This window comes from Paenibacillus sp. FSL R7-0189 (assembly GCF_037969925.1).
Lineage (GTDB): Bacteria > Bacillota > Bacilli > Paenibacillales > Paenibacillaceae > Paenibacillus_AQ > Paenibacillus_AQ odorifer.
Window position 1 is genome coordinate 5,719,816 of record NZ_CP150223.1, and the last position, 24,647, is coordinate 5,744,462.

Annotated in this window: 24 protein-coding genes; 14 read left to right on the forward strand and 10 right to left on the reverse strand. The window is 39.5% G+C overall.

What is annotated here, in order from left to right; translation table 11 throughout:
- Nucleotides 1-27 precede the first annotated feature (27 nt).
- From MKY63_RS25105 to MKY63_RS25150, 10 genes are all read left to right on the forward strand, one after another.
- A complete protein-coding gene (locus MKY63_RS25105; protein ID WP_042188506.1) occupies nt 28-408 on the forward strand; it encodes a GntR family transcriptional regulator in 381 nt (126 codons plus the stop codon).
- The gene (locus tag MKY63_RS25110; protein ID WP_339810173.1) at nt 405-1,274 is read left to right on the forward strand and encodes an ABC transporter ATP-binding protein; all 870 of its coding nucleotides are present in this window, start codon (nt 405-407) and stop codon (nt 1,272-1,274) included. The genes MKY63_RS25105 and MKY63_RS25110 overlap by 4 nt, the downstream gene beginning before the upstream one ends.
- Nucleotides 1,267-1,902: an ABC-2 transporter permease gene (locus MKY63_RS25115; protein WP_339810175.1), complete on the forward strand. Its 636-nt coding sequence runs from the start codon at nt 1,267-1,269 to the stop codon at nt 1,900-1,902. The genes MKY63_RS25110 and MKY63_RS25115 overlap by 8 nt, the downstream gene beginning before the upstream one ends.
- A gap of 17 nt (nt 1,903-1,919) precedes the next feature.
- Nucleotides 1,920-2,558 (forward strand): ABC-2 transporter permease, encoded by a 639-nt coding sequence (locus MKY63_RS25120; RefSeq protein WP_036676948.1) that lies wholly within the window; start codon nt 1,920-1,922, stop codon nt 2,556-2,558.
- Between the two features lie 81 nt (nt 2,559-2,639).
- Nucleotides 2,640-3,734, forward strand: coding sequence for a HAMP domain-containing sensor histidine kinase (locus MKY63_RS25125; RefSeq protein WP_339810178.1), 1,095 nt, complete (start codon nt 2,640-2,642; stop codon nt 3,732-3,734).
- Nucleotides 3,735-3,924: 190 nt separating this feature from the next.
- Entirely contained in the window at nt 3,925-4,341 is a 417-nt protein-coding gene (locus MKY63_RS25130; RefSeq protein ID WP_254848917.1) for a MarR family transcriptional regulator, read from the forward strand.
- Nucleotides 4,342-4,403: 62 nt separating this feature from the next.
- Nucleotides 4,404-4,616: a DUF896 domain-containing protein gene (locus MKY63_RS25135; RefSeq protein ID WP_036676956.1), complete on the forward strand. Its 213-nt coding sequence runs from the start codon at nt 4,404-4,406 to the stop codon at nt 4,614-4,616.
- A gap of 279 nt (nt 4,617-4,895) precedes the next feature.
- Nucleotides 4,896-5,834: an alpha/beta hydrolase gene (locus MKY63_RS25140; protein ID WP_339810180.1), complete on the forward strand. Its 939-nt coding sequence runs from the start codon at nt 4,896-4,898 to the stop codon at nt 5,832-5,834.
- 147 nt (nt 5,835-5,981) lie between these two features.
- Entirely contained in the window at nt 5,982-7,859 is a 1,878-nt protein-coding gene (gene asnB, locus MKY63_RS25145) for an asparagine synthase (glutamine-hydrolyzing) (RefSeq protein WP_339810181.1), read from the forward strand.
- Between the two features lie 15 nt (nt 7,860-7,874).
- Nucleotides 7,875-8,402, forward strand: coding sequence for a putative immunity protein (locus MKY63_RS25150; protein ID WP_339810182.1), 528 nt, complete (start codon nt 7,875-7,877; stop codon nt 8,400-8,402).
- 1,079 nt (nt 8,403-9,481) lie between these two features.
- Here MKY63_RS25150 and MKY63_RS25155 read toward each other — a convergent pair.
- From MKY63_RS25155 to MKY63_RS25180, 6 genes are all read right to left on the reverse strand, one after another.
- Nucleotides 9,482-9,835, reverse strand: a complete 354-nt coding sequence (locus MKY63_RS25155; RefSeq protein ID WP_076213835.1) for a hypothetical protein — start codon at nt 9,833-9,835, stop codon at nt 9,482-9,484.
- 182 nt (nt 9,836-10,017) lie between these two features.
- Nucleotides 10,018-11,517, reverse strand: a complete 1,500-nt coding sequence (locus MKY63_RS25160; protein ID WP_339810184.1) for a dienelactone hydrolase — start codon at nt 11,515-11,517, stop codon at nt 10,018-10,020.
- Between the two features lie 271 nt (nt 11,518-11,788).
- Nucleotides 11,789-12,022, reverse strand: a complete 234-nt coding sequence (locus tag MKY63_RS25165) for a transcriptional regulator (RefSeq protein ID WP_076106729.1) — start codon at nt 12,020-12,022, stop codon at nt 11,789-11,791.
- Between the two features lie 386 nt (nt 12,023-12,408).
- Nucleotides 12,409-13,158, reverse strand: coding sequence for a MerR family transcriptional regulator (locus MKY63_RS25170; RefSeq protein WP_036676991.1), 750 nt, complete (start codon nt 13,156-13,158; stop codon nt 12,409-12,411).
- Nucleotides 13,133-14,059, reverse strand: coding sequence for a DUF2268 domain-containing protein (locus MKY63_RS25175; RefSeq protein ID WP_036676993.1), 927 nt, complete (start codon nt 14,057-14,059; stop codon nt 13,133-13,135). Before MKY63_RS25175 ends, MKY63_RS25170 begins: the two co-directional genes overlap by 26 nt.
- 413 nt (nt 14,060-14,472) lie before the next feature.
- The gene (locus MKY63_RS25180) at nt 14,473-15,024 is read right to left on the reverse strand and encodes a TetR/AcrR family transcriptional regulator (protein WP_036676995.1); all 552 of its coding nucleotides are present in this window, start codon (nt 15,022-15,024) and stop codon (nt 14,473-14,475) included.
- A gap of 148 nt (nt 15,025-15,172) precedes the next feature.
- On the opposite strand from MKY63_RS25180, the gene MKY63_RS25185 reads away from it, so the two are divergent.
- On the forward strand, nt 15,173-16,096 hold the full coding sequence (locus tag MKY63_RS25185; RefSeq protein WP_076099107.1) for a 2-dehydropantoate 2-reductase N-terminal domain-containing protein: 924 nt from the start codon (nt 15,173-15,175) through the stop codon (nt 16,094-16,096).
- Between the two features lie 551 nt (nt 16,097-16,647).
- Here the strand turns inward: MKY63_RS25185 and MKY63_RS25190 are convergent.
- On the reverse strand, nt 16,648-17,259 hold the full coding sequence (locus tag MKY63_RS25190) for a TetR/AcrR family transcriptional regulator (protein ID WP_038571358.1): 612 nt from the start codon (nt 17,257-17,259) through the stop codon (nt 16,648-16,650).
- A 143-nt stretch (nt 17,260-17,402) separates the two neighbouring features.
- Here MKY63_RS25190 and MKY63_RS25195 point away from each other — a divergent pair, with 143 nt between their 5' ends.
- From MKY63_RS25195 to MKY63_RS25205, 3 genes are all read left to right on the forward strand, one after another.
- Entirely contained in the window at nt 17,403-18,581 is a 1,179-nt protein-coding gene (locus tag MKY63_RS25195; protein ID WP_076274566.1) for an MFS transporter, read from the forward strand.
- A 294-nt stretch (nt 18,582-18,875) separates the two neighbouring features.
- The gene (locus MKY63_RS25200; RefSeq protein WP_036677000.1) at nt 18,876-19,115 is read left to right on the forward strand and encodes a helix-turn-helix transcriptional regulator; all 240 of its coding nucleotides are present in this window, start codon (nt 18,876-18,878) and stop codon (nt 19,113-19,115) included.
- Entirely contained in the window at nt 19,105-19,455 is a 351-nt protein-coding gene (locus MKY63_RS25205) for a DUF2178 domain-containing protein (protein ID WP_076274565.1), read from the forward strand. Before MKY63_RS25200 ends, MKY63_RS25205 begins: the two co-directional genes overlap by 11 nt.
- 211 nt (nt 19,456-19,666) lie before the next feature.
- On the opposite strand, the gene MKY63_RS25210 is transcribed toward MKY63_RS25205, so the two are convergent.
- The 3 genes from MKY63_RS25210 to MKY63_RS25220 form a co-directional block, all read right to left on the reverse strand.
- On the reverse strand, nt 19,667-21,145 hold the full coding sequence (locus MKY63_RS25210) for a serine hydrolase domain-containing protein (protein WP_339810189.1): 1,479 nt from the start codon (nt 21,143-21,145) through the stop codon (nt 19,667-19,669).
- A 375-nt stretch (nt 21,146-21,520) separates the two neighbouring features.
- Nucleotides 21,521-23,014 carry an SMI1/KNR4 family protein gene (locus MKY63_RS25215; RefSeq protein ID WP_076274563.1) on the reverse strand — a complete coding sequence of 498 codons (1,494 nt, stop codon included), beginning with the start codon at nt 23,012-23,014 and terminating at the stop codon, nt 21,521-21,523.
- A gap of 768 nt (nt 23,015-23,782) precedes the next feature.
- Entirely contained in the window at nt 23,783-24,640 is an 858-nt protein-coding gene (locus MKY63_RS25220; RefSeq protein ID WP_038571345.1) for an ABC transporter ATP-binding protein, read from the reverse strand.
- Nucleotides 24,641-24,647: the final 7 nt, after the last annotated feature.

Genomic DNA, 24,647 nt, shown 5'->3' on the forward strand with positions numbered 1-24,647 from the left:
ATAAACTAGGAGTGAGGGCACGATTCCATGAACATATTGATATCCAACACTTCCGGTGAACCCATCTATGCACAGATTGTCAGCCAGATCCGCCAGATGATTCTGCAAGGAGAGTTAGTGTCTGGCACCCCATTACCTTCTATCCGGCTATTAGCCAAAGAGCTGCAGATTAGCGTAATTACAACGAAACGAGCCTATGAAGAACTGGAGAGAGAAGGGCTTATCAATTCAATTGTGGGGAAAGGTTCCTTTGTTTCTGGTGCAGATCAGGAGTTTATTCGGGAACAACGGCTACGGATTATGGAGAACAAAATGAAGGAGATTATCGACGAGAGTAAAATGCTGGGGATTGATTTTGCTGAGTTTAGTGAGATGTTGAAATTGCTTTATGAGGAGGAGACAGAATGAAAGAAGTCATTCAATTGGACCAAATTTCTAAAAAATATGGCCATTTTAGCCTATGCGAACTTACGTTCGGTATCAAGGAAGGGTATATCACGGGGTTAATTGGACCGAATGGGGCAGGGAAAACAACATTAATTAAAATGATGATGGGGATGGTGTTTCCTGATCACGGCAGCGTCAAGATTTTTGATCAAGAGATGTCTATCCATGAAGCAGAGAATAAGGATCGGATTGGCTATGTCTCCGATGAGAATTACTTTTACGATCAATTAACCATCGATCAGATGAGTAAGATTATTGCTCCTTTTTATAGTCGTTGGGATCAAGAAACGTATAGGAAATACATAGAGATGTTCAAGCTTTCCCCGCGGAAAAAGATTAAGGAGCTCTCCAAAGGAATGAAAATGAAGTATTCACTCGCCATTGCCTTATCACATGGTGCAGATCTGCTCATTATGGATGAACCTACTGCAGGACTTGATCCTATATTCCGAAGAGAGTTGCTTGATTTGCTTAGTGAGCATATCCAGGATGAAAAGAAGTCTATTCTTTTTTCAACGCATAATACGACTGATTTGGATCGGATCGCGGACTATATTGTTTTTGTGAACGAAGGGCGCCTAGTATTTAATGAAATGAAGGAATCACTAGCCAACAAATATATGATGGTTAAAGGCAACAAAGAGTTGCTTGATCGGGATGTGCGAAAATGGTTCATCGGGCTTAGAGAGACGGAAGTTGGTTTCGAGGGGCTTCTGAACAATCGCTCTGAGGGGGAACACTTCTTTAGAGATCATGCCATATGCGAAACACCTACCCTGGAAGAAATCATGTATTTTACGGTAAAGGGAAACGCTTTGTATGTTTAACCTCTTTTTGCTGATTCGAAAAGATTTTATCCTACTGCGGAATTTTATCCCTATATTTCTCTTGAGTATCTTGTTTATTGCATATGTTCAACTGGATAACTCCAGCATGTTTGCTACATTTCAATCTTTACTGTTGCTCGTATACTCCTGTTCTATGGATGCACAGAATAACAACACAAAGTTTGTTATAGGGTTGCCAGTAAGACGGCAAGAGATTATCTTGGCTAAATACTTATCACTTGTTCCTTATTGTTTCATCGGTTTGGTTTGCTCTTTAGCTTTGTTACTAATTTCCTTTTCATTTGGATATTCCATTAGCCCGTTTTATTGGATAGGGGTATCTTTAACATTACTGTTGATTCCTTTGACTGCGTCTATTTATCTGCCGATTCATTATTGGCTTGGTTCCAAAAACTATTACTTCAATATCCTTTTTAATGTAGTAATAACGATTACCACCCTAAACACTGGATCTTCACTCTCAAATTCATCCTTTTTCTTAACAATTACCCATTTAAAGCTGCAGGATCATCTGGTGCCGATTGGTTTGACAGGGATTGTTTATCTATTCATATTGTACTGCTCTTATAGGATTTCACTACGATTGTTTAGCAAGGAAGAGTTATAAGCTAAGGAGGACGTAAAGTGTATAAATCATTTTTTTTAATTCAAAAAGACTTCATTCTTTTGCGTAAATTTCTGATGCTGCTAATCCCTTTCTTTATTTTCATAGCATACTCAAACTATCATAGCTTCAGTTTATTTACGGTAATGCCACCTATGCTGTTATTGATAAGCTCCTGTTCAATGGATACTCAGCAGATGACGCAACGGTTTCTCGTTAATCTCCCTGTACGGAGACAAGAGCTTGTCCGGGCCAAATATTTTTCGATCCTTCCGTTTGCTCTTGTCGGGCTGGCAGCAACGGCCTTTACCTATCTCCTGATTGTTGTGACAGGTAAAGCCGTAACCCCTCATTTTTGGCAAGAGGTTGGTATTACGATATCTATTTTCCCTCTCCTTGCGATGCTTTATTTACCGATTCATTACTGGTTAGGGGCAAAGGGGGCACAAGTGGTTAATCTTGTATTTATGATGATTGTTATGTTTGGCCCGAACGTGTTTAGCTTTTTGATCCAGTGGATACCTGATGTGAACAGATGGCTAAGTTTTGGAGTGAAAGGTACGGTCATTCCCTTTATAATCCTAGGGCTGGCTTATATATTCTTGCTTAGCTGTTCATATATCATTTCTCTGCGGATTTTTGTGCGGAAAGATCTTTGATTCGAAGGATTTGAGATTTTGAATGAATTCATATACCATTGTCACTACAAAGATAAATAGTAGGGGAAGGGTATACAACCAATGCCTAAAATGATTTATAGCTTTCGTACAAAAATGATTATGCTGCTGATGGCCAGTATGCTTGTATCCGGTGGAATTACCTTTTCAATCTATAAAATTCTGCAGAGATATTATCGATCAGAGGTCTTATTAGAAAATCCATTGACTAAAGTTCGCTACTTGATGCGGGATATCGGTGATGTTAATGCGTTTTTGATTATCTTCATTCCTTTGGCCATCTTATTCTTTTTTATATTTACTAAACCATATGCAAATTATTTCAAGGAAATCTCGAAAGGGATCCATCAGCTGGCGTCGGGTGATTTCTCGGAGCGGGTGGATATCCCTTCTAAAGATGAATTCGGCCTTATTGGCCATGATATCAATCTGGCTATTGATCATCTTCAGGAAGCTATTGAGCGGGGAGACTTTGCGGAGAGCAGTAAAGATCAACTTGTGTTAAATCTGGCACATGATCTGCGTACTCCACTTACCTCAGTTATAGGTTATTTGGATTTTATCCTTAAGGACAATGAATTAACGCCAGAACAGACCAGACATTACACAACGATTGCTTATACTAAATCTCAACGTTTGGAAAAATTAATTGATGAGCTATTTGAAATTACAAGAATGAACTACGGTAAGCTTACGCTTGAGAAAACCTCGATCGACCTTAGTGAGCTTCTTTTACAATTAAATGAAGAGTTATATCCCGTTTTTGAGAAAAATGGTCTTACTTCCCGCTTGGATGTAACCCAACCTCTGAAGATAGAGGGTGACGGTGAGCTGCTGGCACGTGTATTTGAGAATCTTCTCACTAACGCAGCGCGATACGGAAGCGACGGTCAATTTATTGATATTCATGGGTATTTAGAAGAAAACGAAGTCGTTATTGAGATTATTAACTATGGAGATTGTATTGATCCGGAAGAGCTGCCGCGTATTTTTGATATGTTCTACACCGGGGATCGAGCGCGAACGCATCCCACAGGGAGTACGGGACTGGGCTTATTTATCACTAAAAACGTTGTGGAACAACATGCTGGAACAGTTTCTGCACAAAGCAGTGTAGTGCGGACGATGTTTGAAGTGCGGCTTCCACAAAATAATTGAGAACGAAGTCAAGTGTTGACTGGGCAGGAGTAAAACCACAAGATCTACGTGATCTTGTGGTTTTACTCCTTTTTTAATGGTTTGGTCAGCAAACAGGATGAACGTTACGGACATTTATTTGAAATTTTTAATAAATCGTGATATTATTAGCTTGCTAAGTAATTTGTAAGGCAGTACGGAGGAAATATCTGTGATAGAAGATGAGATAAGGGAACTACTGGATAGAATATCAGCGGAAATGCGTAGAGATTATGCAGAGCTGCTTAGAGAACTTAATCTTCATGTGGGTCAAGAACAGTTATTATGCCGGTTATGGAGAACAGATGGAATGACACAGATACAGCTAAGTGAACGCTTGAATTGTGAGCCTCCAACCATAACAAATATGGTGAAATCTCTTGAAAATCATGGGTTTGTTGTTCGAAAAAGAGATCCTGAAGATGGCAGAGTTAGCCGAGTGTATCTAACCCCAGCCGGACGTAATCTCTGCGAACCTGTGGAACAGATCTGGAACAAACAGCTGGATAAATTACTAGCCGGAATTATACCTGAAGAACGTTTATTATTAAGAAGACTTATGAAACAAATGGCTGATAATTTAGCTTGAATCTGGAACTAATCGCCATAACCGTTAGTAAGCTAATTAAAACTAAGAAAAGAGGAACATAGATGATTACAAGTTTGACTCGCATCAATGAATTAGCTAAGAAAGAACGTGAAGTAGGTCTGACACAAGGCGAATGGGTTGAACAGATCGCATTGCGTGAAGACTACCTGCGTGAAATTCGTGGACAAGTTCGTAACAGTCTTTCTGGAGTGACAATTTTAGATCCGGATGGAAACGATGTAACTCCTGAGAAGCTTCGTGCAGCGCGTAAATAATCAATGAACTAATAAGTGGAAACTACACCTTTAGAAAACGTTGAATTGGCCTATGGTTAATCGACGGATAACTAAAGGTGTTTTTTTGTTATTCCAATCTTAACAGAAGCTTAAATCGTTATCATTAGGGGCTGTTGAAAGTTAAGAATCAATTAAACTTGCGTTACACAGGATCTAAGACTGGATTGATAGAATGGAATAGACAAAAGATAAGGGATAACAAGAAGGGGTGCAGAAGTTGGAGAAACTAAAAGAAACATCAAGGAAGGAAATGAAAGTATGAAGAAAACATTATTAATTTTACTTAAAGTAATAGTCGCTATAGTCATCCTCCTAGCACTTTTTCTGGTCATCGTTTTTACAGTCAATGTGATCAGCAATAAAGTGGAGAAAGGAAAAATAGAACCCTATGGTCAGCTTGTACCTGTCGACGGGAAAAAGATGAATGTAACCATACAAGGGCAAGGCAAGGAAACGGTCGTGTTACTCCCAGGGTTTGGAACCGCATCACCCGTAATTGATTTCAAACCACTTGTAGATGAACTGACTCCTTTCTATAAAGTTGTAGTAGTTGAGCCGTTTGGTTATGGACTAAGTGATGTCACCACAAAAGAACGAACGGTCGACAATATAGTGAGTGAGCTTCATGAAGCTTTACAAGAATTAAAGATAGATCGTTATATTCTGATGGGACACTCTATAGCAGGAATTTACGGACTGGACTATGTGAACAAATACGAAAACGAAGTTAGTGCATTCGTAGGCATCGACAGCAGCGTACCCACACAAGGGGGCAACGATGAAGAATTTCCATCAGGAACCTATAAGCTGCTTAAAAAATCAGGATTTATGCGATTGCTGGTAAAACTCAACCCGGCCCAAATCGTTACACCAAGTGATGATGAGGAAACTAAAGAACAAAATAGAATGATTTCACTTAAAAACATGATGAATCCTAATATCATCAGCGAAGCAGAGCATTTTAAAAGCAATTTCAAAGCCACGGAAACATTAAATTTCCCTAAAGATCTTCCTGTTATTTTCTTCCTAGTGAAAGACAATACGGATGTTCCAGGCTGGGAATCCCTGCATAAAGAACAGATTAAAGACTCCTTACACGGGAAATTGATGTTGCTTGATGGGGAGCATTATTTGCACCATACCCGATCTAAAGACATTGTCGAGAACTTTAGAAGCTTTCTGGGAGAGATAAAGTAAAAATGAATGAGAAAAGCCTGCTAATACAGGCTTTTCTTTTTTTATATTTTCAAATAAGTGAATCCTTTAGAAAAAAATGATAAATTTATCAAAGCAATTATGGGCACTCTATATCCTAATCTTTATAATAGGAAGGACTGCCAGAGTATGTGTGGAATAGCAGGAATATTAAAATATAATGGACAGCCACCACATGAAGAAATCTTAAAACAAATGACAGGGGTTATGAATCACCGAGGTCCCAATCATGAGGGAGTATGGCTCGATTCTCGCATTGGACTTGGTTTTCGCAGATTGTCTGTAATTGATTTACGTGATGGCAATCAACCGATGACGAATGAAGATCGTACTCTTTGGATTATTTTTAATGGTGAAATCTATAATTATAAAACACTACGAGATCAACTTAAGCTAAAGGGACATCACTTTCAGACGCAATCAGATACAGAGGTCATTGTGCATTTATTTGAGGAATACGGCAAGGACTGTGTCCATCATTTACGTGGAATGTTTAGTTTTGCGATTTGGGATCTTAAGGAACAATCTCTTTTTGCTGCTAGAGATCATTTCGGGATCAAGCCTTTTTATTATTACAAAGACGAAAATAATCTTTTATTTGCTTCGGAAATTAAAAGCATACTTGCAGTGCAAGGGGTACCCAGAAAGCTTCAGTATCAAAGTTTATTCAGCTACTTAACTTTTCAGTATGTCCCGCATCCTGATACGATGTTTGAACACATTCATAAATTAGGACCTGCAGAGCGAGTATTTGTTAACTCGGAAGGTGAAATGAAGATCGAGAAATATTGGGAACCCCATTTTCAACCGGTAGTACGATCTTTAGCAGACTACGCAGAAGAAATTCAGTGGAAATTGAAAGAGTCTGTAAACCTTCATTTACAAAGTGATGTGAATAGAGGATGTTTTTTGTCCAGTGGAATTGACTCTACAGCTATAGCTGCAATGATGAGAACAGAAGAATCCACCAAAACCTTTTCAATTGGATTTGAAGGGTTGAACAATGAAACAATCATTGCAAATCAAACAGCAGCCAAACTGGGGACAGATCATTATTTTCACATCTTATCGCAAAAAGACTTTTTTGAAAGTATCCCGAAAACGGTCTGGCATCTAGATGAACCTGTAGCGGATCCTTCTGCCATTGCACTCTATCATCTAAACCAGCTTGCCAAAGAACATGTTACGGTTGTCTTATCAGGGGAAGGTGCTGACGAATTATTCGGAGGATACAGAATCTATAGAGAGCCAAATGCTTTAAGACCGATAACCTGGATGCCTAACTTTATAAAGGATTCGTTACGAAAATCATTATCCGTATATCCCTATCATTTTTATGGAAAAAATTATTTGCTTCGGGGTCTGACACCTTTAGAAGAACGTTTTTTCGGTAATGCGAACATCTTTAACAAAACCGGCAAGATGAATTTGCTCCACGAATCGGTACACGCTCAGCATAGCTTTTTACATCCCGCGGATATCGTTAAGCCTTTTTATGATAAGACAGCTCACCTAGACCCTACGACAAGAATGCAGTTTATTGATATGAATTTTTGGTTACCTGGAGACATTTTATCAAAAGCAGATAAGCTATCCATGGCACATTCATTAGAATTAAGAGTCCCATTTTTAGATAAAGAGGTTTTCGAAACGGCTAGTAAAATACCTGTGTCCAATCGGATTGGGCAAAAAACAACAAAACTTGCTTTGCGTAAAGCTATGGAAGGAATCGTTCCGGAAGCTATTGTGAATCGCCCGAAACTAGGATTTCCCGTACCCATTCGTGATTGGCTCAAAACTCCAATTTCAGATATAATGTTCGAACAAATACGATATAGTGGCATTGAAGAAATATTCAATATGAATATCATCGAAGAGATGTTTACCCAGCATCGGAGTAATAAAGGCGACTATTCGCGTAGAATATGGCTAATTTACATTTTTTCAGTATGGTACACTCTTTTTATAAAAGAAGATCTGAAGCAATTAAATAGTGCCGTTTTGTAATGGGGGAGTGATTCGTTGAATATTGAGGAATATGCATGGAATAAACATGAACAGCAATTAAGAGAAACTAACATGTTTACTTATAGTAGTCCAAAGATAAAGATTGTAGATAACCATGAATTAAGAAATCGGCTTGAAGAAACGCTTGAAGAGCTGCCGCAGAAGTTTCTGGCCAAATGGGCTTTGAAAGTAGCAGTTGAGCACCTGGATCATCTGGACCAGCAGCTTGTAAATGACCCGCGGATTGATTTAGGTATAGAAACGCTAGAAAAGCGTATAACTGGTGAGATTAGAGCCTTTGATTTAAGAAAAGTTGGATTCATAGTCAATGAATTGGCCAAAGAGTCCACAACCGAGGCTAGTAAGTATGCTGCCCGTTCTTTTGCACAAGCCATAGCAACTGGACATATGCGAGGACACGCTATGGTTTGCAGTGACTATGCAGTAAAACTGGTGAATTACATATCAGATCATTCTTCAGTTGCAGAGGCAGCTACTAAAGAACGGGAAAGACAATTAAGGATAGCTGAAGAGTTGCTTTGAAATTAAAGCTTTAAAGATGAACATGTATGAGGATGATTATAAAAGTTAAATAATGGTAATAGTAAATTTATATAATCAAGAGTTATGTAATCTAATGCAACAATAAAAACATTATCAGCACTTAAAGTTTTATGCGAGACTTGATGGGCTTTAAAGCTTAATACTCGTTTAAGATAAATCGATTACTAAATAAGAATCAATTGCTTATGAAAGGGCAGTTATTTTGAACAGGTTTGAACATTGATTAGATAATCATTAATAGACAGTAAATTGGCAATAATTTGCATCAAATTGGTTGGTTCCTTTAATTTATATACTACTTCCTCACAAAACCCGTATTTTGTACATATGTCACTAAGATGCATTCTACTTAGACTATACATAGATCTATATGGATTTTGTGTCACAATCTAGGGGTTTATATTATTTGATCTATTTATCACTTCCTCTTTCGAGTTCCGAGCAATAACCACATCATTAATTAGAGCCTTGCGATTTCGACTGGCCATATCAATTGCTCAGAGTTTCATCAACCACTTATAGGACGACACACAAATGCATTCAAAAAAACCGTTGAGCTGATTCAACGGTTTTTTTGAAATTCCTACAAGGCATCACATCCAAGTTAAACATTGAGCGATAATCACCCTTTGTTTATATGCGCTAATAACCGGTAGCGAAGCCAGATAATCTTCTTCGCTTATTGCACACAGTATGTACTAATTTCTTCTTTTTTGAAAAGATTAGATAATAAAGAACTTTGCTGCGTTCTATAGATATCCCCAAAAGTCCCGACAACAATTGTAAGTCTCTTTTGAAGAGTACTATTATTATTTAACTAATCACCGGAAAACGAATCATAACTGTCGTACCACACCCTACCCCGCTGCTAATGTGGACAGTACCTTGATGTTGATCGACGATCCAACATGCGATCGATAGCCCTAGACCTGCTCCATGATCCCCTCTACTTCTAGAGGAATCTCCCTTATAAAAGCGATTAAATACGAGTGGTAATTCATGTTCCGAAATACCCACTCCGTTATCCTTGACGGTTACAAGAACTGATTTCCCCTGCCTCACTCAAGATCGATTTGCCCATCCGCCTGCGTAAATTTAATGGCATTGTCCAACAAAATCATGAACAACTGTATGAGACGATTCTCATCTCCATTCATGAGCAATTCCGAGCCTTCGACATGAAGCTGTACCCGCAACTGCCTGTAATCCATTATTGGCTCCATTTTTTTGGCGATCTCTTTAATGATCCCGTCAATACGAACAGGTGTGCATGAGATAACTTCCTCATGTGAATCGCCTCTTGCCAGAAGAAGTAGGCCGTCTACCATGTTGCTCATTCTTTTGGTTTCTTTCAGAATGGCTGAAATTGGAGCACTTTCTTCCTCGATCGTATGATCGGGATGGCGTAACAATATTCTACTTCGGCTACGGTACTTAAAAGGGTAAAGTTAACGGGTGGCCGTTAGCTTAATAAAAAGACAGCCGATCATCTAGACGGCTGCTATCGTGTATGGATTGATCGATCATTCCCCGTAAGCGTAATGATGTTGCTTCAGTCTAAAATAACTGCAATCATATTAACCTGCTCCGTAATTTATAGCGAGGTTACGAACTTCACCTCCGGAAAACGGCTATCCGGTCCTTTCATTAAGATTCCGTCTTGATTTTTCAGATACATATCGAAGAAATTCAGCATATAGGTATTGGTAACGGAGTCCGCTCTATCGGGCTTAATCTTTCCTGTAATGCCCAGCATTTTGAAAATCGGAGAAATGAACTGTACGTCGGTAAAATTCAAATGCTCCGTATTTTCGATATAGAGGACTTGTCCCCCTTCGTCGACCGCTTTGCGCATCCGTTCTAGCTCTAACTTTTTATCTTCCGTTACTTGATCCTCCCACTCTCTGGTTGAGCCCATACGGTTAATTTCTGCATCCGTGTAGACCCGGTTATCCATCACCATTTTTAATTTTTCAAAATAGCTTTCCGAGTTGAGGAATAAAAACGGCTTTTGCAGTCCCTCTCTTTCACGCAGACGATAAAGCCCTCCATCCAGGTCTATGCCAACCGCGATTCGCGGATCGTAAGAAGCGTCATAAGCCGTTGCTCCACCGATAGAATGACCGAACACCCCGACATGGTCGAGATCAATCCAGCCTTTTAGATGACTTGGAATCTGCCCCGATTGGATAAGTTCGAATTGGTCCAGCACAAACACCACATCGTCGGTTAAAACTTTCCCTAACTTGTCGCGATTTCCGCTTTCCGTCCGATAATCATGGTCAGGCGAGAATAAGTCGTTGGTTGTGCTGGTCGTGATTCGACCGTCCGGAAACTCGGTTGCAGATGTGTTGTAGGTGTGGTCTATCATTGCCACGATATATCCGTGACTCGCGAGATATTCGGCTTGCGACGTGTGGAGGAACCTAGAAGAGCCGTTGCCGGGATTCCCAAGGATCAGTGGGTATGAAGTCTGTGCCGTAGAGATTTCCGCCTCCGAATATGCATGACTGGATACGTACTTCAGGTGTTGAAAAGTAAACCCGGGAAGACCATAGTTCGCGGCCATATAACTTAAAATCCGCGTATCGGGAATAAAAGCAGTTCGCTTGCCACTACCAGCTTGAGTCGGATACCATACCTGAACCATCAATTCTCTTTTACCCTCTCTTGCTTTATCAAAAATCTCTTCCCTATTGGTATCCACAAAATGAAACGTTTGCGTTCCTACCTTAAATTTGCCTGTCAGTTCAGGGAGTTTAAATACAGGAAAAGCATACATGAGGACCGCTGTTCCGACCAGCATGATCGCTATAGCGGTATAAGCTGAACCCAACAGGAATCGAGGGATTTTTTGGAAACTGATTTTTTTTAAATAACTATAACTTGAAATGGCTAAAAAAAAGACCGTTATGCAATATGATAAAAACAGCTGCACTCGGTATCCTTCCACCGTCCAATGAATGACCAGTAAAACTGCGGCGATCCCGCTTGCAACGAATACTGGAATTATACGCTGACCTTTTTTTAATACAACTGTTAATACAAACAAACTGATGTTTGACAAATATAGCAATAATTCAAACAATCTCATCTCAAGTCTCCTTTAAAAAAAATTCATTTTCATTTGTTCCAATCATTCCTGCCTAGCTAGCCTAACCTCCCCTCCTTTTGCTGCTTCAGTATAAAGACGGTTTCTCAATCCAAAATGTATCAGTTTCGTTACTGTAAACTGCTTATTAGCTAATGAAAAGGCAGCCGATCATTTGACCGGCTGCCTTTTCATTTTGATTGAGCTATCGTTTATCATTAACTAGCTTAATGGATCACATTTGTAGTTTTAATGCAACCTACCACTTATTCCCTTAATCTCCCTTTACTTCATTATCGTTCGGAATTAATTCATACAAGGCACGAACATCACAACCGATGGAATCGGCGATCGATATGGCAATTTTGAGTGGCATCACTCTTTTGTTTTCAATAAAGTCGTAAACTCGTTCCGGTTTAAAAAGCAAGTCTTTTGCCAGCCATTCCGCTGACTTTCCGGATTCCATCAATCGTTCATTCAGTAAGCAACGTCCTAGTTCAAATTTCAAGAAGCGATGACCTCCCGTATAAGATAATACTTAACCTTAAGCGTTGTCCATTGCCAGCATGAATATACTTCATAAAGAGTCCTATAACGATGAAGTTCCCCATGCCTCTGCCCAATTGTTGGGCGAGTTCCATCGCGGGCCTTCGTTTCCCGTTAGTTCAACCGTGTTAGACTCCGAAAAACTCTTTTATCTTCAGCCAAGACTCATACCAAAATGTTTTCGATTTATATGGTATGGCGTTCTCTATCTGTTCCTCATTTTTTATTATAAAAACTGCATTATCTGTGGCTTTCAAATTATTTATCTTGGCTGTCTTTTCTATATTGTTCCTCTCTTCTATCTGCACACTCCGCTTATCAACCGAAGTTTCAAACGAATTTTCCTGTTCACGATTGAGATATATGATGCATAATAGCACTGTGTAGAAAATCTGCAAAATCCTCATTGCTATATTGATTAAAGTAGTTATTGAATCGTACATCGAATTTATAAGTATCGGCAATGCAAGCCAGTAGCTCTTTATCACATGGCATGAATTGCATTAGATTTTTTTTCCACTCCTTGATTAATCGCTGAACTTCATCGGAGGAAGGATGCTGATCGACACAAGACGCAATTTGCTTGAATACTTCCTCCATCGATTGAAAACGTTCATCTATTTCATCTTGTGATAGTTTATCCAACGTTTCATTAAACACATTATACGCTTCTGTTTCACCATAGATGAATCTCGCCTCATTTGCATATTGTTCTTTTAATGGCAAAACGGAAGAATTGTTGAAAATTTGCAAATTACTAATATCATTCCCCGAAACGTATTCTTCGAGAGCAACCATGATGGTTTCTAGTCTTTGTTTTCTCGAAAATAAGGTTTGTCTCTGCTTCTTTAATATTTGATTCTGTTCTTGCCTGGTCAGCTTTAAAATGTCCGCAATTTCTTTCAAGGAAAAATCCAATTCCTTTAAGAACAAAATAGTTTGAAGTTTTTCCAAACTGCTTCGATCATATAAGCGATACCCTTTTTCCGTCAGATGTGTCGGTTTAAATAAATCAATCCTATCGTAATAATGCAAGGTCCGGCTAGTAATGCCTGTAATCTGAACAATATCTTTAACAGCTAATAATGGTTTCTTCATCCCAAAATCCTTTTACTTCGTCTAGTATTTGAGCAGCAGGTGTTATTGTGGCCTCAAAGATTGTTCTTCCTGTTTTTCTTAAATAATATTGGATTAAATAATATCCGCAAGCGTAGCCAGCACTATAAGGCATATTGACCGGTTCAAAGTTTTGAAGTTTGGCGATCTCGTCACCGTAAAGATACGGAGCAAATTTATCAAACCCTGTTAATTGCAATTGCTCTCTAAGGACAGGCTTTATGCGCCTGTTAAGTGTGTCTGCGTTTGTTTTCGTTACCCAAGGGCCGAGCAATTCTTCGCCAAACATGAACATAGCATAGTTTTCAGCTAATCCTTCACTTACAATGAGCTCGCCCAAATTAACGGTGTGATCCCACTGAATAAATTGATATCGCACATTATGGTTGCATTCGTGCGCCAGCGCAGCCTTCATTCGAGAAATCGTGTACTCATTTGGCAAGAGTGTACCCCAGATAAACCCGGGAATGCCCCCAAAGCCACTATATCCTTCGTTTATTGTTAAGGCACTGCTTTCAGGATTCCCTAGTTGAATGGTAAACAAATATTCGGATACGGGGAGACTTATTTCATGCTCTATAAATAGACGGAGGCTTTTCCTTACCGCGTGCTCACACTCTAACCAAAAAGAATCTGATGAAATCAACTCTACCTCAGATGAAATCTGCTGGGTAATCTGATCAGGGGATCGATGCATTATACTATTAAACGTAACAACGTCAAAACCATTCCCCTCTTCAGCTCTAAAAGGGATCTGTTGAATTTGCCATTGTTTCATAAAGGGAGCCATCATTTCATTTCTGAATAATTCAAGTTTTTCCTCGGGCGAAGCTTGGGCAACTTTTTGATAAATGTGGTCTGAACGCAATGTTTTTATGTTCATATCTCTCACTCCTAGTCGTCTATAGTGAGAATTATGCACTATGACCTAACGTCATAGTCAAGGGATTTGGATCAAATACTGATAATTAGGTACTTTTATCGCCAGTTATATAAGTTTCTTCCCAGATGATTCTCCTTTGCCCTAATAATTATGATTACACCGTTGAATCAATTGTTAGATACGAATTTGCAAAAGGTTACAAACAATTTCGTTGATATTTCAATATAACAGAAACTGATCGTATGGAATGTCGCTCCGTACATATATAAGCAATAACGCCCTATCTCGTGCTCTATAACATCGTCCACCTTAAGAGTAAGTTAGGTCAGTTTTTATGGAGTATATTGTGTAAACAAGCTTATGCGCGCTTATTTATTGTTATAGAACATATGGATTTGGTTTGAATGACAGACTCATTCGTTAAAATAGGGCGTAATCCCTTTTGAATATAGGTTCTCCACTAACTTGAAAAATTCTTCAGACGACAAATCCTTTTGACGCTGGAGCCAAAGACGAAACAAAGAAAGAGCAGTTGTCAGGTAAAACTCAATGAAGTATGGCGTTAAGGATTGGTTTTGCGGAACGTTTAATTCTAATTGATCCAAAGTGATTTCTTTCTTTAAGCGTTTTAAAAAACGGGCACTTCCATAATCACCCAAAAGGGCATTAAGAACCAGGAGATGTTCTTTTTTATCCAGACAATTGAGCGTATCTTGAACCGTATCCTTCGATAGCTCTTTATTCGCCAATTCTTTTTTTATGTCATTCAATAAGTCATTTTCAACAGAGTCTAACAATTCGTAAATGTCAGTAAAGTATTGATAAAAGGTGCTGCGGTTATATCCTGACTTATTCGAAATTTCCTGAATCGAAATTTTTTCAATCGGCTTTTGGCTATATAACTCACAAAAAACTTCTACAAACTTTTGTCTTGTTTTCTCCGTTATTTGGGGTTGCTTTTTCATGTTACCCTCCTACTAGTGAATAAGAATATCATCCGACAAATCATAAAAAACTGATGGTTGATCAAGGAATAATGAAGATTTATAATCACATCATACAACATGTTGTCGGATAATTAAAAGAAAATGCTAATAAGTAGGGGTGGTTTAATTGTCAGCAAAACAAGATAGAATTTTAATTTTTGGTGCAGGTGTCATCGGGAGCATGTACGCAATTAAGCTTTTTGAAGCAGGGTTTGACGTTAGCCTGTTTGCACATTCGAATAGATATAAATCATTAAGAGAAAATGGCCTGCAGTATATAGAAAAAGGTACAATTAGATCGATACAAGTGAATGTCATTGATACGCTCGAAAATGACGATGTATACGATTTTATTTTCGTTACCGTTCGTTATGATCGGTCCGAATCAGCATTGTTAGCGCTAAAAGATAATCAAAGCAAAAATATAGTTACGATGATTAGTAATTCAATTGGATTTTCTTCGTGGCTGGATATCATAGGAGATAGACTTTTACCAGCTTTTCCTGGCTTCGGCGGACAGATTAAAGATGGAGTATTGCATGCTCGATTTCTACCAAAGTTCATAGCGGCAACTGCATTTGGAGAAATTAATAGTGTAGTGACAGAACGCATAGAAAACCTCGCAAAATTATTTAAGACAGCAAAGCTTCCCTACGTTATTAAAAAGGATATGCAAGCGTATTTAATCACACATTCCGTATCAGATATTGCCATGTTGAGTTTTTTGCATTCTGAGAATAAGATAATTGACAAAAAAACAGCCAGAACCAGAAAGACGGCACGCAAAATAACAGTCACTTTAAAAACCTATCTAAGGGCAATACAAAAAGCTGGCGTTTCAATTGATCCATCAATGCTTAAAATGGTGCTGAAATTTCCAAACTTATTTTTGGATCTTTTCTTTATGACATGGCTAAGAACTAAAATGGTTAGGGATATGATGTTGCCGGATTATGCGAATAATGCTAACAATGAGATTGTGCAGTTGAGTAATGATTTAATGAAATTTTTAAGTCAAAATGATATCAAATCGGAAATACATGTTCAGTAATTTTTTGTTAAAATAGTATGGTGATTTTTAATTTATTTTCATTAAATCCTTCAATTGGGGTTAATCTAAATATGAAAATCGAAATATATAGTTTTTTCGTAACATCCTTGACTAAACTAACGGGAAACGATAATTGAACAACAACAGCGGCAGTCTAAGACTTTATTTATCAAGTCTTTTTCTGTCGCTGCTTTATTTACTGGACCCAGTCTAAGACTTTTTTTCACAGAACACCATACATATCCACATATCGCACTAAAGAATCCCCAGAAATAATCAAAACTCATAAACGTTCCCCTCCCACTTTTCCTAACTTGCAATCCATTAAGTCCAAAACGCCCCATGATAATCTCTCCCCGAAACGCCCGCCAATCTCATTTCTGTGGCTTTCATCTTCACTTCTACGGAGTAGCCCACTTTGGTTACCAACACAAAAACACCTCTCAAATGATCCCCCTATCTTACGACTGGGAAGAACTTTCTTAAAGGTGTTTTGATTTGACTCACGTTATGGCCGAGTGCTCTATTTTGGTTTTTCTATCGCTTTAAAGTCAGGCTGAATGTTTAAATAGCTCCCAGATGCCCATTACCTCCGTGATGGCGCGATCAATCGTTGCAAAAGGGACTCCGTCCCTTGCTTGTGTAGATATGCCATGCATGAAGGTATCAAAGACGGTAGTCATCATCGAGACATCTATGGACGAAGGAATTTCACCAACATCTATGGCACGCTGGATGCAATCTTGCAGGTGGCTACGAATCTGCTTTCTTTTTTCAGCAACAATTTCACGAATATGATTGTTTTTGGAGGAGCATGTGCTAGCTGACAGCACAATCAAACAGCCATTCGGATGATCGCTATCCGTTTGCATTTTTGCGGTACGTCTTAAAGTTGTTTCAATTGCTTCCCGAGGAGTAAGCGTGTGATCCGCAAGACTTTCCGTGACTCGTCCAAAAGTCCCCATATATTGTTCAACAGCTTCTTTAAACAGGGCTTCTTTTGACTCAAAGGCCGCATAGAAACTGGCTGCTGAAATATTCCCCATGTCCGCTCGAAGTTGTAGCAACGAGGTTGCTTCGTATCCTTGTTCCCAAAAGAGCATCATCGCCTTTAAAAGCGCTTCATCCCGATCAAAAATGCGTGGACGTCCAGTTCTTGCCATAAGAGATCCCCCCCTTGTTTTTCTTAATTATATACTAATCGATCCAAAAGTTATTGACAAGGTGTGAAAGGTTGAATAACATAAGGAATGATCGATCCACAAGTCGATTAACTTTTCATATCTGCCTAGAAGGAGGCTCATAGATGTCTGATTTATCTTCTAATCGTTTCCCATGGTTGGGGTTGTTAGCCTTAGCTGTGGCTGGTTTTATTGCAATTATGACTGAAACCCTTCCCGCGGGGTTGTTGCCGCAAATCAAAGAAGGGCTACAGGTGTCGGAAGCATTGGCTGGACAACTTGTCACATTGTACGCCATTGGTTCGATGGTTGCCGCCATACCCGTGGCAGTACTGACTGGGGGGTGGCGGCGGCGTCCGCTTTTGCTTCTATCGATTATCGGATTTCTTATCTTCAACACTATTACAGCTCTCTCATTGAACTATGTACTAACACTTGTCGCTCGCTTCTTTGCCGGAGTAGCTGCCGGTGTTTTATGGGGCTTGATTGCCAGTTATGCTCTACGTATGGTGCCTGATCATCTAAAGGGAAGGGGCATGGCTGTAGCCATGATTGGAACACCCATTGCTTTATCCCTTGGAGTTCCTGCCGGTACGCTGATAGGAACCTTAATGGGCTGGCGCTCGGTGTTCTGGTTGATGTCGTTGTTGGCGTTCTTGCTAATTTTCTGGGTGCTCTGGAAAGTTCCCGATTATCCGGGACAGTCGGCTGATAAACGCATTTCAGTATTCAAAGTTTTACTCACACCTGGGGTGATTCCTATCTTGGCTGTGGTTCTTACCTGGATGCTGGCACATAATATTTTGTACACCTATATGTCTCCTTTCCTGGATGATATGGGGCTAGAACCCTATCTCGGACAGATTCTACTTATTTTTGGGATTATGGCACTGGTGGGAATCTGGGTGATTGGGATTTTCATTGATCGTTGGTTGCGTCCGTTGGTTCTCATCAGTCTTACCGGATTTGCTCTGATATCTCTTGTACTAGGACTTTGGAGTGAGCATGGTACTATTATCTTCATTTCTGTTGCGCTGTGGGGGCTGACATTCGGTGGTGCGGCAACATTGTTGCAGACGGCACTTGCCCAGGCTGCCGGGAAGCAAGGTGTGGATATCGTGATGCCTATCAATACAACGGTTTGGAATCTGGCTATCGCCGGCGGTGGGATATTGGGAGGAGTCCTTCTGAATCAATGGGGTACAACCTCCTTTCCTTGGGCACTCCTGCTTCTCTTGCTTCTTGCTCTGTTTGTTGCCTGGCGTGCTAAAAGGTATGGATTTCGCCCATCCCAGAGCCGTTAAGTAATCCGATTGCCATCCGTCTGCTATTGACTGTGAATTGTTCTTGCACGATTGTGGCAATCATTCATCGATTTGCGCCACTGAAAATCATAAAATGCACCACCAAAAACCATAAATTATATCAGATCGATATGTGAACCTGACGGAATCATGAATTTCGTCAGGTTCTTTTTGTAGTCTAGTCTTGTAAATCAAAGCAATCTAAGTAAACATAAAGGTTTTATATTACTTAGTATAAGTATACTTTACTTTTGTTAAAAATAAGTTTATAATTTGCTTCAAGAGGTGATGGTCATGAAGAAAGATTTTGGTGATTCGATATCCAATAAGGTTTATGAATATCGTGTACTTGCCAGAATGTCTCAGCAAGAATTAGCAGAGAAAGTCGGGGTTTCCAAACAAACCATTTTCGTAATGGAAAAAGGGAATTATGTTCCGACTCTGCTATTGGCTTTTCGGATTGCTGATTTTTTTAATGTTGATGTAAACGATGTTTTTACTTATTTGAAAGGAAATGATCAAAATGAAAATTAAGTCTATTTCTGATATCCATAACGCAATTTTTCACCCTTTAAAGTCCTGGGCTGAGCAATCTATAGGAAATTGGAATATTCTCATTGGAGTTGGTTTTTTACTGCTCATGGGTAGTGCGATTTTTACCTATGTATTTTATAAGAAGATTGGGCAAGACGATGAACGGACAAATAAAATCTTTTTGAAAAGCAGTTACTTTATGCTGTTGACAATTATTCTATGTGACATGATTTTTCCTAAAGAGTATATGTGGAACATCTTTTTCTTGTTCAAATATGCGCTAGCATTTTTAGCTGGTGGAATTCACATGGCCATCCAGTATAAAAAGGATTTGTCGTAAGGAAGAGTCGCAGAGCGAGGGCCAGCTAAGGATGGGGATTAGACAATGTTGATAAATATACTAACTAAGTGATATGGAAGTTCAATAGGTGCAATCGGGTTGTAAAATAAATTGCTAAAATCAAAAATATCCTTTTATGTTCCTTCCCCCTTCTGCTTCTAGCGGCAATGGTTACATGTTCTTGTCCTTTGATCGCGACAAGAACATGTATTTATAAATCAAAAAAAACGCGCTCTGCCCCGCCTCTTATGGGACTATTATATCGGTGAGTGTATACAAACCATGTAATGCTTGCTGTTAATAATGCTGACGCAATCAAGGCTGTAATAACACTATATGTTTGCCAAATAAGTATCGTTGACCAATCTAATGCACAGCACATTATACACAGGACAATCGTAGCAATCAGCAAAATAGCTGTTACGATTATTCGCTTTTTTGTCATTGGCTGCCGCTCATTCGTCTTCCTTCTGCGTAATCCTAAGAGAAAGAACAGAACGGCCAATAAGCAAAAAATAATTGTGGTAGACGATAAAATGATGTCCAAAAGCTGTGTGCCGCTTATTTCATATGACTGCGTTAGATTGCCGTCTAATATATCTTTAACTTTTAGTACAATGCTTCTATTGATATTTGCGCCGTTGGTCAGCAAGCAGACGGCTGTTCGTTCATTTGGCAGTATGATCACTTCGGTTCCAAAATTGGGATTTCCCCCGGGGTGCTCTATAATCGTTTGGTTGGCGTTTACCGTCCAGCCCGCCGCATAATACATTTCGTTGACAGCCGGAACAGACATATCACCCTGATGTGATTTTTCGATAACCGTATGGAATATTTCGGGTATGTCCTTCACAATACCCATCTGTATGCCCATCCAACGCGCCATATCTTTTGTACAAGAAATGATGTAGCCTGCGGGTTTATTCCCGGAATAATCCGGCGCGTTATATGGAGTTGTCATAAAAAAGGAAGAACGGTAGCCCTGTGCCAACTGTCCGGTGGCTTGAGCAGCTTCTTTAAAAACATACGTCTGGTGAAGACCTAACGGCTGAAATACCTGTTCCCTCATAAAGTCTTCATAGCTTTGTCCCGACACAATCTCAATAACCAAACCCAATACGTCATAATTAACGGTTCCATAGCTATACTGTTCACCGGGAGGGAACGCCAACTCAGCATCTACCAGCATTTCCACAGTCTTTTGCAACAAATCTGGTGTATTGCCTTGTGGAATATTTTGAGAATGCCTACCATTTGTTAGGCCGCTAGTATGGTGAAGAAAGTTATTGAGTGTAAGGCTTGTCATATCAACAGGTTTCCCTTGATACTTTAACGTAAACCAAGGTAAATATTTTTGGACAGTGTCAGTCATTGACAGCAGCCCTTGCTCCTCCAACAGCAGAATGCCCATGCCGGTAAAAGCTTTACTGACCGAGGCCAACTCATATAGTGTATTTTCACTTGCAGACAACCCACTTTCACGGTCTGCATACCCGGAAGAAAAGTAGAACATTTCATCAGCAGCAAGTATCGAGATTGACATTCCCGGCACACCTGATATACGACGGGCATCATCCAGCAACGCGTGTATTGCCGCAGATTGCGTATCTGACAACGACGCATAACTTTGTGTTGCGAATCCTGAGATTAATATAAGTATCGTTATCACACAAACAATAGTCTTTTTCATAAACTCTCCATATCGAAAAAATTATGCGAGGATAATATAAACAACCCGTAGTACGCCTTATCCGCCTTATCCGCCTAATGCGTCGTTCCATTTTACTTAATGCTAAACGTTCAATAATTAGATTACTATTGTAAACTTCACAGACCCATGTATATTATTTCTTGTTTCGCAAAAAAGCCCCCCCTGATTGCTTAGCGGAAAGGTCAATGGCTTAAATCTCATGTCTACAATTTTTCTGCTTCACCACTACTATTTTATTAGGTATCAGCGTTGGTCTAACGGCAAAAAGAAAGGAGACTAACCAATATGGCTAGTCTCCTTTCTTTTATAAAAATTCCACCCTATTATGATAAAGCTCAGCGTAGGCAAGTTTCATTAATCTTTCCATGTTACCTGCCATCCATATGACTGAAGTTTAAAGTATTTACTAAACTCCGCGACTACGGACTTCGCATTCTCTTTCGATGTTGCATGAAATATAGTTATATCGACTATATTACAGTCTGAAATTTCCTCCAAACCTTTAAGTCTTGATGCATCTACTCCAATCTGCTTTAGACTCATACAATTTTTGAGTATTGTTAAATCTCCAACCGGATAAGTGAACTGCTTTAATTTCTTCAATTCTCCTATAACCTCTATGTGTGATTCATCTATTGCACAGCTATCTGTCTCAAAAACCGTTAGATTCTTTAAAGCTTTTAAGAATGATAAATGTGGTATTGTCACTTGTTTGAGCTCTAGTTTTATTAACTTACTAAGGTTTGAAATATAAAGCAGGTCGCCAACCTCCATTTCTTCTAAACTTAGTTCCTTCAAATTTTTTATAGTTCCTATTAATTCCATTTCAATTGAGTTCATTCTACATAATCTCAAACTCTTTAATTTCTTTATATCTTTCAGTTTATGTATATTTTTTAATGGAAGTCCTATTAATGTTAGCTTCCTTAACCCCTCTAAAGAAACCAAGTACTTCAAATCAGACTCTTTAAAAGCTTCTGATCCTATCACAAGTTCTGCTAAAGAAGTCAACCGTTGAAGTACATCAAAATTAGTAATTTCATCCGCATGTATAATAAGTTCTTTAAGATTAACCATATGGGTTAAAATATCCAAAGATATTGCTCCGTATTTTTGAGCTTGATCAGCTCTAATAAATACCATTCTCTTTTTTTTCAATGTTTTTGAAGATACAAAACCACTCTCAACATCGTCTTTAAAATACTCTTCCCAAAATCCGCTTACAGGGATAAGGCTTTTCTCTTCGATATTCCAATTAGTCAAAGCCAAAATATCATCTAACAAACTTCCATTTTCACGAGATAATATGATTACATCATCTTCTTCACGAATACCAATACTACTATTTCTGAGGCTCGAATCAATAAATTCAAAGAAATGCCCCAAACTTTCAGCAATAACATAGGAAAAATTAGAATTATGATCAATCGTAATAATTTGCCCATAAACGCCTTTATTTCCGGGGTCTAAATCTATTGCCAAAAATGAGCCACCACCATCTTCAGCAAAAGGAATCCAGCCTTCTCTGTAGTTCCCATCTTTTATTACATCTGATTTGCTGGATATAATATCGTAAGCTGATTCCAAAAGGGACTTCCAGTTGCTTACTATCGATTCAATGTTCATCCAACCAAGACCAGCCATAACGCCAAAAATCTGCTCTCCTTCTCCATTATAATTCATGTATAACTTTCTGAAATCTTCTGGAAATTTGCAGTTCATCATGCTCTCGAAAAGATCTATTTCTGATTCCTCAACTGCTGGATTCAATAATTCCTCTACATTTGGTATATGCGATTTTAATGTCTCAATAATTAAACACTCTTCTTTTTTATTAGCTAATGACATATAGTGGCCCCCATTCTACAGAGTCATAATAGTTTCAGTAAACATCCTTGGTTGATCATCAATCATTTTGTTATGATTCATCTTCAACAGTTCTATCAATAATTAATTCTATCTTACATATGGAGCATCTATTTCCCAATTTAGCAATATCGTATCATGAATTTGTAAATATTGTTGTATTAAGTCATATACAAAAACCTAAGAGTCATCTTAGGGGTTAATTTTATCTCTATATAAACTTCATTCACAACTAATTTTTTACCCTATTTATGGTACGGTTCAGCCCGATTTGTCCTCACCGCGGGATACATCTGTTCCAAGCTTTCAGCCACGTTTAGATTCTATTGTGATTGTGCGCCCTGAGTCTGAACCAGCTGATCTTCTCAACTGCTGTGTTGCGGTCCCCATCTGCAGTTTCCGGGCAATCTGCTTGTTGCGCATTCCTCTGATACCTTCAATAGTCCTCCTTGCTTCATTTAGTGTTATATATACTGGTTTTCTCAAATTAATCACGTAATCTAGTGCTCCGAATAATAAAAAAAGCCCGCAAGCTAGGTACCTGCGGCTTTGAATTTTATTTAGGATATGTTGTAATTTATTATTATCTCTCCCCTCCCCAACAAAGCCATAGCCCCCTTTTATGGAGTTGCTTGTGGAAGCTACAGCAAAGGCTATACGCGTTGAATCGTGGCTATCACGACCCCGGCAAATCCAATGCCTAACTGCACCAGTATTTCCGTGCGCCTAGGAGGACACGCTATGCGATTTTCAAGTGGCAATCGCCTCTTTCTGTTCCTTAGCTTTTGGGAATCCTTGATCTACTCCTTGTTCTCTACGACTATCACGCAAGAGCTCGTACGTCACATACACCGGTCGCCCTGTTCGTGGTTCCAGCATAATCTCGGCATCAATGGCAAACACCTCACGCAGCGTTCGTACCGTCATTACACGCTCTGGCGAACCATGCTCCACCACCTGGCCCTCACGAATCGCCACCATATAGTCGGAGAAGCGTGCTGCCAGATTCAGGTCATGCAGCACCATCACAATCGTCACCTGTTGACTGCGATTCAGTTCATAGAGCAGTTCCAGCACTTCAAGCTGATGCGCCAGGTCCAGATAGGTGGTGGGTTCATCCAGCAGGATCAGATCGGTTTGCTGGGCGAGAGCCATCGCAATCCATACGCGCTGACGCTGACCGCCAGATAGCGTATCGACCTCACGATGCTCAAACGCTGTAAGCTGTGTAACCGATAGGGCCCAGGCTACTACTTGCTTATCCTCTTTGGAGAGCTTGCCGAAGCCCCGTTGATGTGGAAAACGCCCATAGGCGACTAATTGACCGACCGTCAAACCGCTTGGTGCGGTCGGCGTCTGCGGCAGAATCGCCATCTGCTTGGCCACTTCCTTGGTGGACAGCGTGCGGATATCTGCACCATTCAGATAAACCGTACCATTATTCGTCTTAAGCAGCCGACCAACTGCCTTTAGTACGGTTGATTTGCCGCATCCATTGGGACCAATAATCGAGGTAATCTGTCCACGCGGAATCTGCAAGTCCAGTTCTTGTACGATAAGCGTGTCATTATAGGCAATATCGATTTGTTGCGCTGTAATACTTTCCATGACGTCC